This window comes from Paenibacillus rhizovicinus (assembly GCF_010365285.1).
Taxonomy (GTDB): Bacteria; Bacillota; Bacilli; order Paenibacillales; family Paenibacillaceae; genus Paenibacillus_Z; species Paenibacillus_Z rhizovicinus.
On sequence record NZ_CP048286.1, the window covers coordinates 139,106 to 151,158 of the forward strand.

At 46.8% G+C, this 12,053-nt stretch carries 11 protein-coding genes; all 11 read right to left on the minus strand.

Annotation, left to right across the window (positions count from 1 at the left end; all coding sequences use genetic code 11):
- Window positions 1–253 precede the first annotated feature (253 nt).
- Window positions 254–853 (minus strand): NADPH-dependent F420 reductase, encoded by a 600-nt coding sequence (locus tag GZH47_RS00640; protein ID WP_162638055.1) that lies wholly within the window; start codon window positions 851–853, stop codon window positions 254–256.
- Complete coding sequence (locus GZH47_RS00645) at window positions 850–1,257, minus strand: MerR family transcriptional regulator (RefSeq protein ID WP_162638056.1); 408 nt, start codon at window positions 1,255–1,257, stop codon at window positions 850–852. The genes GZH47_RS00640 and GZH47_RS00645 overlap by 4 nt, the downstream gene beginning before the upstream one ends.
- A gap of 74 nt (window positions 1,258–1,331) precedes the next feature.
- Complete coding sequence (locus GZH47_RS00650) at window positions 1,332–3,122, minus strand: alanine--tRNA ligase (RefSeq protein WP_162638057.1); 1,791 nt, start codon at window positions 3,120–3,122, stop codon at window positions 1,332–1,334.
- 340 nt (window positions 3,123–3,462) lie between these two features.
- The gene (locus GZH47_RS00655; RefSeq protein WP_162638058.1) at window positions 3,463–3,960 is read right to left on the minus strand and encodes a hypothetical protein; all 498 of its coding nucleotides are present in this window, start codon (window positions 3,958–3,960) and stop codon (window positions 3,463–3,465) included.
- A gap of 149 nt (window positions 3,961–4,109) precedes the next feature.
- Window positions 4,110–4,844, minus strand: coding sequence for a phytanoyl-CoA dioxygenase family protein (locus tag GZH47_RS00660; protein ID WP_162638059.1), 735 nt, complete (start codon window positions 4,842–4,844; stop codon window positions 4,110–4,112).
- Window positions 4,845–5,811: 967 nt separating this feature from the next.
- The gene (locus GZH47_RS00665; protein ID WP_162638060.1) at window positions 5,812–6,252 is read right to left on the minus strand and encodes a hypothetical protein; all 441 of its coding nucleotides are present in this window, start codon (window positions 6,250–6,252) and stop codon (window positions 5,812–5,814) included.
- Window positions 6,253–6,438: 186 nt separating this feature from the next.
- Complete coding sequence (locus GZH47_RS00670; RefSeq protein WP_162638061.1) at window positions 6,439–7,347, minus strand: copper amine oxidase N-terminal domain-containing protein; 909 nt, start codon at window positions 7,345–7,347, stop codon at window positions 6,439–6,441.
- A gap of 373 nt (window positions 7,348–7,720) precedes the next feature.
- The gene (locus tag GZH47_RS00675; RefSeq protein WP_162638062.1) at window positions 7,721–8,125 is read right to left on the minus strand and encodes a DUF4267 domain-containing protein; all 405 of its coding nucleotides are present in this window, start codon (window positions 8,123–8,125) and stop codon (window positions 7,721–7,723) included.
- A gap of 14 nt (window positions 8,126–8,139) precedes the next feature.
- Window positions 8,140–8,727, minus strand: a complete 588-nt coding sequence (locus tag GZH47_RS00680) for a TetR/AcrR family transcriptional regulator (protein WP_162638063.1) — start codon at window positions 8,725–8,727, stop codon at window positions 8,140–8,142.
- A 37-nt stretch (window positions 8,728–8,764) separates the two neighbouring features.
- Window positions 8,765–9,676: an SDR family NAD(P)-dependent oxidoreductase gene (locus tag GZH47_RS00685; protein WP_162638064.1), complete on the minus strand. Its 912-nt coding sequence runs from the start codon at window positions 9,674–9,676 to the stop codon at window positions 8,765–8,767.
- Between the two features lie 209 nt (window positions 9,677–9,885).
- Entirely contained in the window at window positions 9,886–11,718 is a 1,833-nt protein-coding gene (locus GZH47_RS00690; protein ID WP_162638065.1) for a LamG-like jellyroll fold domain-containing protein, read from the minus strand.
- Between the last annotated feature and the right edge of the window lie 335 nt (window positions 11,719–12,053).

Sequence of the window (12,053 nt, forward strand, 5' to 3'; positions counted from 1 at the left end):
TATGTTGGCCTAGCTCGAAGATCCCGGATTCCCGCTATATGGTCATAATGGCGTTCGTGTCGAAAGGAATAGACCTCGTATTTCTTCGTAATAGGAATGCTTCCCGTTAACGTAAAGAAGCTGCCGATTCGCGCCGGCAGCTTCTTCTGGATCGTTTATCGTCTCCCGTTTAGCATAGCAAGCCTAGAATGAAGCGTGATCTAGATACTGCGTATAATAACGTCGTTTATCTTAAGGAATTAGCTTCATGCCCTTAACGTCTGAGCACGCTAAGGCTGTATTCCCGCCCGAACTTGGGAGCGAGTATGCTCCAGATCGTCCCGATCGCCGTCTCCACCTTCGCCATTCCGTCAGGACCGCCGACATCTACCGGATCCAGCCCCATCTGGGTTGTCAACTTGGCAACAGCCGCTACAGCTTCGGGATCATCCCCGCTCAAGAAAGCCGTCGCGATGCCCGCTTCGTACCGTGGGTTTGCAAGCACTTCCCACGGCAGCGTGTGGAAGGCGCGGACGACGCGCCCATTCTGAGCCAGGCGCCGGACCTCCGCATCAGCGGACTTATCGTCGTACCGGTTAGTGCAATTGATGAGGATCTTCCCATCCAGATCCCCCGCCTCGGTCAACACGTGCTCCACATCATCGGGCAGCACGGCTAGCAGGATTATCTCGCCGAACGCCACCGCTTCCTTGATCGTCCCGGCCTGCGCGTTAGCGCCCGCATCCTGCAGCAATAGCGTTATCTTCTCGCTATGCGGGTTCCGTGAGCCGAACATCACGCGATGCCCAAGAGTTGCCCATCTTTTCCCCAGTGTTCCGCCCATATTTCCTGAACCAATCGAAGCGATCTTCATTTCATCGTTGCCTCCTTTTCCAAAAGCTTATCGTAGAAATCCAACTTTTCTCTCGTCTGTCCGATTATGTCCGATAACGCTAGGTACTGCTCCTCCATTCTGGCCAGATGTTCCGAAAGAATTTGTGTTCTGCCTGCGATGGCCTCCCTGTCTTCGTCGCTCAGTGGGAAAGCAGGATTCGCGAAGCATCGTCCTTCCTGCAGAAACGCCTTCATTTCTGCTAGCGTCAACCCCGTCTTTTTGAGGCAGTGCAGAGAAGACAGCAGCCGCACATCGTCCTCGCTATACAACCTCAGGCCCCCTGGATTTCTCATTGGCGGCTTGGTCAAGCCGATTTTCTCGTAATACCTAAGCGTATCGATACTGAAACCCGCCAACTCCGCCGCTTGGCCTATCGAATACATGTGACCACCACTCCTCCCTGCTTCTTCATATTTTTATTCTATTGGCTGGAGCCGACTCCAGGTCAACACCTTTTTTACGATCCTATCTCTCGTTCAAGTACCCCTTTTATCCTCCTAACGCTGGACGACGAGCTCTCTTCCTTAACGATTTTAAAAGCACCGAGGTCAGCCGTATTCGCAGCATGAGGACCGCCGCAGATCTCTTTAGAGAATTTCCCCATCGAATATACCTTTACCTTTTGACCATACTTACTCTCGAATAACCCAATTGCCCCTGTGTTCTGCGCTTCTTCCAGTGTCATCTCTTCGGAGATAATTTCTACGCCTTCGGCAATCGCTTCGTTGACAAGCCTCTCGGTTGCCGCGATTTCCTCTACCGTCATTTTGCGATGGAAAGAAAAATCAAAACGCAGCCTTTCAGCCGTTATATTGCTGCCCTTTTGCGCTACCTCTTCGCCGAGCACGCTTCGTAATGCAGCATGTAGAAGATGAGTTGCCGTATGCAAATTAGCGGTATGCGTAGAATGATCCGCTAAGCCGCCTTTAAACTTCTGGGCTGCTCCGGCTTGGGATAATTCTCTATGCTGCTGAAAATGTTCATGAAATCCTTCCAGATCGATGACGATAGAACGCTCTTTGGCCAGTTCCATCGTCAGTTCGATGGGGAACCCGTACGTATCGTAAAGTTTGAATGCCGCTCTGCCGTCAAGTTGCTTATTCTCCAACGAAATCGTAAGCTTCTCGAACTCACGAAGTCCCTGCGAGAGTGTTTTCTGAAAACGCGCTTCTTCCGCTTGGAACTCCCTAATAATCTTATCGCGGTTCCTGTGCAACTCCGGATAGATGAGCTCGTATTTCTCGATGACTGCGTTAGCGACATTTGCCAAATGGCCTTCCTGAATACCCAATTCCATTGCGAATCGAAGAGCCCGGCGGATCAATCTGCGCAGTACGTATCCTTGGTCGACATTAGACGGGGTAACGCCATACGTATCGCCAAGGATAAATACAGCCGTCCGGGTGTGATCCGCAACGATTCGATACGCTTTGGGCTGATCTGCATAGGTCGCCTCCGACAATGCTGCAATTTGAGCGAATATCGAAGTAAATAGATCACTATCGTAGACCGTTCCGCCATTCAATGCGATTAATATTCTCTCTAAGCCCATTCCCGTATCGATGTTTCTTTGATCAAGCGGCTCAAACCGGCCATCTGCCCTTTTGTTGTATTGCATGAAGACATTGTTCCAGAATTCGATATAACGCCCACAACCGCAGGCTGGTGAACAGGAAGGACCACAACGTTCTTTATCCGAAATGATGAAGATTTCTGTATCAGGACCGCAAGGACCTGTTTGACCTGCCGGGCCCCACCAATTTTCGGTTTTGGGCAGGAAGAAAATTTCTTGCTCATCTTGACCTAATTCACGCCAAATGTCATACGACTCCTGATCGCGAGGAGAATCAGCATCCCCTTCGAACACGGTAACCGCAATTTTGTGCTTGGGAATCGCGAGCCATTCGGGGGCTGTGACGAACTCCCAGCTCCACGCAATCGATTCTTGGTTAAAATAATCGCCCAGTGACCAGTTGCCCATCATTTCAAAAAAGGTGCAATGGGTATCATCGCCGACTTCGTCGATGTCAACCGTACGTATGCATTTCTGAATATTAGTCAGCCTCGTTCCGGAAGGATGCTTCTCTCCAAGCAAATACGGTATCAGGGGGTGCATGCCGGCTGTCGTAAACAAAACTGTCGGATCGTTATCGGGGATCACGGAAGCACTTGAAATGACGGCATGACCCTTAGTTTGAAAAAACCGAATAAACTTCGTTCTAATTTCATCGGATGTATACAATTTCATCCCTATTACCCCGCTTCATCCCGATTTTTTGCAACAAAAAAATCGCCCCAAATATTGGGACGATTATTATCGCGGTACCACCCAAGTTATTGTCCTCGCGTATAGCGAAACAATCAGCTCTTGTTGACGATAACGAGTCAAACCGGCGGGTATTAACCGCACTCCTGAACCGGCAATATACTAAGTTTCGTGGGATTTCGCACCAATACATCCCTCTCTGAACGAAATGCAGCATATTTTGTTCATTCATCGTTTTCATTTTTCATTTCCTAATTATCCAATACTATACAGTGGAATTTCAATTTGTCAAGCGGGTTCCGCATCTTCTTCTTATTGCTTCTTATTGCTTCTTATTGTTTACTTGCTTGTGAACCATGGCTTTCATGGCTGACACGGTTGTTCTCTTATATTGAATTCCCAGCCGAAGCACTTGCAATTGCTCCCGGCGAGACAGGCTGTTGAACCGAGGCTCCTGCTTCAAGAACTGCCGGATGATGGTCCAACTGCTTGCCGGGGTCTTTTCCCGCTTGATGTGCGGCACCTCGTAGGGTAAATCCCGCTTCCGTATGCGGTGAATGAACGAATTCAGTTTGGCTGACGCTTTGGATTCATCTACAAGGCAAGGTGCTGCTGTTTTTCTCGTATGCTTCTTCAGGAAGTCATAATGGCTGCTGCCGCTCACCAGGACGTAACCGCCGTCTTTCCTGCTCTTGCGGACAATCATGAGTTGCATGCAATCCTGCGCGGTCCGTTTGAGTTCCTTGATTCGATTCGATAATTGAATCGTAAATCCGGGTTTGATCTTGCTAAGGGGGATATATTGAACCGTATATCTCATGGCTGTCACCCCTTCGAAGTTTTCTTATGTATATGCCACGCTCACCAACCATGTGTATTTACCGTAAGGTTAGCCGTATCAAACGAAACGGCGCGAACCGGCTGTATGCGCCAAAAGGGCCGGCTGGGGCCGGCCCCGTTCTGTTCCTATTACTTCTTTTTGCTTTGTCCAAAATATCTGTACCCTAATGAGGCCGGCGTCTGAACGATCACTTTCTGCCTGTCCGTAAGCATGTCCAGAAGTTCTTGAGACCTGTTGAACGGTGCCCATGAAATCATCGCCGGTGAATATTTATAGAGCAAGGATCTCCGTTCATGCGCTGCTTGCCAGGCAAACGTACCGTGCGTTAACGCTTCCGAGAAAATGAGCACGTCTCCAGCCCGTTGCGGAATATGGACAACAGGCCCGATTTCCGAATAGTTCTTATAGTCCGTTGGTGTTCTGTAATTCGATTTATGACTGCCGGGGATACAACAAAAACCTCCGTCCTCCGGGCCAATATCCGTAAGGGCATAGGAGACGACCGTAAGTCCGCTGTACATTTTCCCGTTTTGGAACGTATAATATTGGCCCGGGTCATACGGAACGCCTCCCCCGTGAAGTCCAAGCGGAGGCGATCCTTTCTGATGAATAATCGAATATTCATGATCCAGACGATATTCCTCACCCAGAATTTCAGTAAGATACGGCTCTGTTTTGGGATCGTCAATCAGATCGCGGAACGTTTGTTCAGCCCAAAACATGAAGCTTTTGCGTTCTTCTGGCGCAATGTCAGCATTCTCGTCAATCGCCTTGTTCAGTTTAGTTAGCTGCTCCGCAGTCAAGACATTTGGAATGACTAGAAAACCTTGTAAGTCAAATAAGTATTTTTCTTTTTCATTCATGCGATCCGCCTCCGTATATTTTCATTCGATATTTCTCATCTCACATACTAGCAGAAGTCGTTAGTCGGAATACCGAAAAATCTGTCGGCAGCAATTAATAACGCCATTATGTAAGGTTGACTGAAATGGCTGCCGTTTGCGACTGCAGCCTGATGGCGTTTGCTATCGCTCGACATGTCCTCCGACACATCGAGCGCTCGTTACAATGAAGCGTTTGTAGATTTTTGATGTTGTTCTTGGTAGTTGCTCTTCTTTATTTCCTCACCCAGAGCGTGTGTTAGCTCTTCATACTTACTAAAAACCTCATCTAGTTTTGTATCAACCTCTTCACGTGTGTGATCTTCCACAAGAAAATAAGTTAACTGTATATAATAAGACTAGATCGTTAAAGAATTGAAAATCCCTCGCTTTCTCCTTGTTAAAATCAAAGATTGAGTCAATCCCCGTAATTAACGTTAAAAAGGCTCCCAAAGTCAGAGCTAGATCTTTGGAGAAGGAAAATTGAGTTATACCCAAGGTATGTCCACTACTATAACCGCTGTTGTAGCAGGGTCGATCGTCAACGGCCATGGTCTCCCGACAGATTTGAAAACCATGGCATATGAATCATTACGTTTGACTTCATACGCTTCGTTACCGAAGGCTTAGATGACGCAATTGTCGGAAACGGCAGTCCTCGATGCAGGCGCTACTCTCCTGCCCCTTTAGTCTATTGACTCGCTTGTTTAACTTGCCGTCGGCCATGCATAGAAGTTCTTGTCCTAATACGGCTCTGTATTGAAGTTCTTCCAGTCGCCTTAATTTTGCATTGGGACTAAAAAAGGCCGCCGTCAGGGGCAGCCTACGTATAAAGACAGATATAGTGCATCGATTAACTTTTGACGGGATACTCCATGATCTCCGTGAGGAATCCTAGCTGAGGCTCACCACACTTGATACGCCATCGACGACGGCGCAGGTATTTTCATCAAGAGGTTACCAAACTTGATCTGTTGAAAATAATAGAACCTAATAAGATTGCTCCAATCATGACAAGACCAGACGTAACCACGGGATTAGGTATTGATGCTGAAAAAACAACACTTAAGGTACCTATGAAGCCGGCAGCTATGAAGAAAATAACTGAGCGGGGATCGGGCTGGCCAACCTTTGCGGATGAAAAGGCATCCCATGTATTCATAACATAAAAACCTGGATAGAAATGAGCTATTTCTAAGTTTGTCGAACGAAATATCATTTCATCGTGTCCGATAAGGTCCATTCTAATCGCATGATTCAGATGAATGGTGCTATTCAATCCTAATTCGAGTAAAAGCAGAATCAGCGCTTTAGCGTATTGTCGATTAAAGAGCTGCCCGAAACCGGGCATTAAAATCGAACAGATAACAGCTAGAATTCTCAAATTCAATCCCTACCTCCAGACCTGTTGGCATCAGTTGTAATATTGTTCTCCAGAAAGTGGTAATAAATACCATAAATGCCCCCGAACCTTTGGGGAATTGCTTCAAACGAATAGCTCTTGTCATTTCATGGTGACAATAACGCTTGAGAACATAAAAGAAAAAACCGCAATTTATGCGGCTTTGAATAAACTTCAATTTGTTCTGTTTTCTCCTTCAATTGCGACAATAAACGGTTTAGAATTATCTGTTCTGGTAAAGCTCCCGGACTCATTTCTTGTTCCTGTCTCATCAATAGTACCGAAGTTTACAATGTTGGCCATCCATTGATCTATGAAATAAGCAAATTCGCCATTGAAAGATGGCCTTTGTCCCCATTCTTTACTTACTGCATGTACAATATTAGGAATGACGTCTTTATCTCCCTTTACCCCATCAGAAGTCACTCCCTCCCAAACTTCCCAAGCAGCATGATTTCTCACTTCATAATATTTAGCAATATCCCCATCGACGATAAAAAATTGCTGTGTTTTATTTAAAGGAAAAAAATACTCAGTAATATGGCTTTCAGAATTCGTCACAAAATGGTCCTGTAGATTAATTCGGGTTAATAACAATACGGCATTTCTACCCTTAACAATATTAAGGCTTTCATCTGCTCCTCCAACAGGTGAATTGTAAATAACAGCTGTTTTCGTTTTTGAATCCCAGTAGACATAAGCATCTAGATTTTCACCAATGAATCTTAAAGGAACATAGATAGAACCATTAATATTTTGTGGTGCCACAGATAGTGTTACTTTAGTTTTTCCTTTATAACCTACTTTATTATTCATAGTGAGCAAGAGTGACTCATTAGTCTTCTTATTGGTAACGGAGACCTTCTTTGATTTATTCTCCCAATTCACACTAAATATGGGGATAAGAGATACATCTCTAATTGGTACCATCGTTGTTTGATTAATGATTACGGTCTCATTCGGGATCTTTAAACCATTTACATTAAGTGTTATGGATTCTGTTGATGCTGCTGCCATTGCAATACTAACAAACGAAAAAGCAAGTAATAAAGAAAGTGAACAAGACAGGACAATTTTTTTCATCAATGAAACACTCCTTATTCAGTTATTTACATCTTTTTTCCATCTCATAAACCAGTACGCCTAACAGTAGAGAAATGTTGCGGGCGTAAATACTTTGATCGCTACATTCCAATATTTATTCAATGATCATGCCCCTTCAGTTTTTATAAAATGAATTTTCATGATTTTTCTCAACGACTTGATGATAATCTTTGTCGTTCAAGGGGCTATGATTTTGCTGTTCTTGTCATATCATCTTTTACGCTAGGATTCATGTGGATTTTTGATTACCTCTAAATCAAACCAAGTAAAAAAAGGAGCGCCGAAGGGCGCCCGATGGTAATCGTAAATGCGATTGTCAGCGGCGAATCAAAGTTTAAGATCATGAGTTTCTTCAAGTACTAGCTCGCTGTTCTTCTCGATACAACATACAACCAATAACAACTCCATATACAGCTGAAGCAATATGGATCCAAGAAGGCGTTGTATCTGCTGCATGCGAAATGACCAATATGGCATCAATTGCGGGCATTAGTATGGAAGTAAACATCGCAACAAGCAATGCTTTTCTCATACGAAGTATCATCAGGGCTAGCAGGAAGATACCGATAAACAGGTCGCGATTGGCTTTGATGTAAACAAGATTGTTATCCGCGGTGTCATGAAGTGGTAAACCGTAGTCTCGTATTGCACCTATTGGCTGGACAAACCCTCTTACGCCCAAATACAACATTAACAGCGTAACAACACCAACAAGCCAAAATGTTAAAGACTTAAGTCCCCAATAAGCTTTACTCATATGACGGCCTCCTCTTATTTCGTCAAAATGCCCAACAGATAGTCGACTTCCAGTGCCAAGTCGATTCCCAGTGCCTTCGTATCTTGAAGCATAAGACCGGTCACGACCGAGAGAAACAGAAGCAACCTCTTGTAGGGATCCCCCTCCGCGAGTTGTCCTTCCTCTTGTCCCCGGACGACGATCGGAATCATTAAATCGATTGTATCCCCGGGGGAATACCGCTTGATGGCTTCCTTTGCCTTGTGCGGAACGCCTTCTGACTTTTGCGCTTGCTGAATGAGCAGGAAATAATGCTTGTGGTTCTCGTCCAGCATTCGAAGCGTGAACGCCCTCAGTTGATCAATAGGCGAACCTGATAATTGACCGATATTCCGGATCGCTTTCTGGGCTTCCTCGATTGCCTCTTCCACAAGAAGCGCGAAGATTTCGTCTTTGGATTCGAAATATTTATACGATAACCCTTGACTGATGCCGGCTTCCTCGGCGATCATGCTCATCTTCGTTCCGGTAAGCCCTTTCTCTGCGAATACTTTTAATGCGGCGCTTTTGATCTGATCTTTGCGTTCATCGAGCGCTTGTTCGGATAGCGCTATTCTTGGCATGGTCATCCTTCTTCCATTGTGTGAGTCGCCTCGACGATTATGCCTCCGATGCGCGTATTTGCAATTCACTGACTTCCCAGAGCTTTTTCGCTGCTTCCAAGTTCCCTGCTTGTGCCGACAGCTTTCCAATCTGCTTATCGGCGTAATAACGACCGTTTTCCAGGTTCTTGCCGTCGGTATCCGCAAGCCAGAGAAGTGTCTCCGCACCTTGCTCAGGGGTTCGTGCAAATTTCATCATGACGGCCGTCGTCATGCGGGCCATGAATCCGTTGTCCCGATTGAAATTCGTAGCGACGAGTCCGGGATCAAAACAATACGCGGTCACATTCGTGCCTTTCAATCGCTGTGCCAGTTCCGCGGTAAACAAAATGTTCGCCAGCTTCGTCTCGCCGTACCGAAAATTAGGACCGCCTTTCAGTTTCCCCAGAAACCCAAAATAACGCTTACCGCTCAAGTCATCGAAATCGATGCCTTTCATAGCCATCTTATGGCCGTGAGACGACGTCGTAATCACGCGGGCATGTTCACTCATCATCAGTCGGTTTAGCAGCAGCTTCGTGAACAAGAAAGGCGCGATGTGGTTGACCGCCAGAGTCATTTCGAGCCCATCTTCCGTCAGCTTATGATTAACGAACATGGCACCTGCATTATTGATTAGCATATCGATCCTCTGGCATTTTGCCAATATTTCGTTCGCCGCTCGTCGAATCGACTGCTGGGACGACATGTCAGCAAGGAAAACGTCCACTGTGATCCGATTGCCGAATGAAGTCCGGATCCTATCCGCCACTTCATTTGCTTTGGCCGCGTTTCGCGCGACGATACCCAAGTTCGCTCCTCTAGCAGCCAGAGCTTGTGCGGCCGCCAATCCAATCCCGCTCGTCGCCCCGGTAATTATCGCGTATTTTCCAGTTACATTGTGACTGCTCGCTTGTTGAGGTTCGTTCATATAATACCCTCCTCATAAATTGAATGAACCATTCATTTAATTAAATTATATGAATCATTCCTTCATTTGTCAATGGGGCGGAACAGTGCCTATATAAACGGGAGCCGATCGTTTGATCGGCTCCCGTTTATAGCGATATCGTGTCCGTTAAAATTCCTGCCATCGCCGCTTTCCCCGTCCACAGCCGCTAAGTTACGGTGCAGCATAACTCATCCAAACGTGCTTTCATTAATCTGCAAGGAAGCTTCCATGCCACGATTAGAGAGCCGGTCAACGATGTCGCGTAACACCGATAGCCCGGCAGACTCCGCCTGCCGTGCCTCCTTGAGCAGTCGGATCGCGTCCAATTTCAATCTTGGATCGGTCGTATCTGCCCCATGAGGGAAAGGGAACATCTCGCGCAAATGCACCCATGCCCGATAGCTTGACAGATACACCTCAGCAGCCTTGAGCATCAGATGCTGCAGCGTAAGGTCTTGAATCGCCATACAATGCGTAATTGCCGATTGCGCGAAGAATGGAATCAAGTATTGCCTTGTAGACGTAAGCCATAAGAGGTTGTAGCTTGTGAAGAAACGATGCGCCGACTCGGACTCGAAAGCCGCAATCCACTCGTCAATGGCGCCGATCCCGTTCATTCGGCCGTCATCTCCCGTGAGTCCGTCCCCTTCTGCATGACGCACGGCAAGCGAGAGCGCTTTGTTCAACGTCATTCGGTAATTCAGGTCTTCTTGCTCCGTGTACCGAGTCACGTTCAGTTGCGCAGGCGGCGTCTCGTTCCTCTCCCGCAGCACCAGTATGAACATTTCCGGATCGATGGGGTTATCCTGGAGGGGACGCCGGCCAAAATCATCATAAGACAGTTCAGCGCCGTTCCTGGCATTAATATCTTGAATGTACAATACTTTGCGTTTATCGTCGTAGCCGTAAATGAGTCCATGTTCATAGTTATCCAGGTTCCATCCCACGACAGGATATCCCCGCTGGATACTCTCTCGCACCATGTATAACGCTCTTTCGACCGTATCTTCCTCCCAATCTCCGCCGTAAATGTTCGCCGCCAGAATCTCCATGTCGAAGCCCAAATTAAGCATCGCTTCTCGGAGCAGGCTTCCGTCTCCGAGTACATCCATCGGCCGCACAGTCCGATCGGTGTTGATGACGAAACCTTGCCCCGTATAAATCAACGCTTGCAGCCAACTAATCTGTCGATTCGAATACGTCAGGACGCCATATAGGGCAAGAGCAAACGAATTGTAACAGTCGTTCCATTCGATTTTACGGAATTCCAACGTCTTGCTTACGCGAATCGGTTTGTTGACCCACTTCTTGGCGGCTGTCGTCTTGCGAACGGGATGCGGCGCCGGGAGCATCCAATCGGTATCTCCGATATATCCTTGTTCGGCATAGAGCTCCAGAACCTCGTAGTCCGTTAATGATCTTGCGTAAATCCGAAGATCGTCCAATGTCCCGTGAAAACAGAATCGCTTCTCGTCGGAATTCTTTTTGCCTATAAAGATCGGCTCTTCGAAGTTATGCACGAATGAACCGGTTTGTATATCCTGAAGCACGCCATTCACGTAGAGCCTATGCTCCGCTCCGTCATAAGTCGCGACAATATGATACCATGCGCCCCGTCGTAAAGGGTGTTTCCCTACCGCGTCCGCCGACTGTCTCATTCGATGCCAGGTGACATATTCCCCTTTGGTGCTTAATTGAAATACACGATGAGATTGATCGAGTGCACGGCCATGATCGTCTTGCGAAACGATAGCGTTGTTCCAGCCTTTGAGCGCCGCTTCCTGATCGTATTTGGCCCAGATAGACAAGGAGAAAGAGGACGCCGTGTGAAGCATCGAAAATGGTTCCAACGCAATGAAATCATTCTGGCCGGAAAACGCATAGGCGCTATTGGCTGCGCCAAAACGATCTTCTGTCAATGTCGCGCCTTCTACCTTCCCATGACGACCGAAGCCGCTCGTATCTTCCGCATTGCCGTTAAACAGATATTCGCCCACAAGACCTTGCCGCAGGTTACTCACATCTATTCCTCCTGTCGATCTACGATCATGATTGGATTCCGATCGGGATCCATGAAGATTTCGATTATAAAATTCAAAATCCTTTTTATTCCAGATATTCCTGTCCGATAACGAAAAAGAGACCTAATTGGTCTCTAATTGAAACGCTCTATTACTATTGGTTGCTGCTTCCGCTTTTCTTAGTTGTAGCTTTGGCTGCCGTGCTCAGAGCAGACAAATTGCCGGCCGCGTCTTTGGCCTGTACGGTATAGGTGGAAGACGTAGATGCTTTTAAGCCTGTGTCGCTATAAGAAGCGGAGCGCCCTTTCCTACAGTAACTAAATATTGTAAAGAAA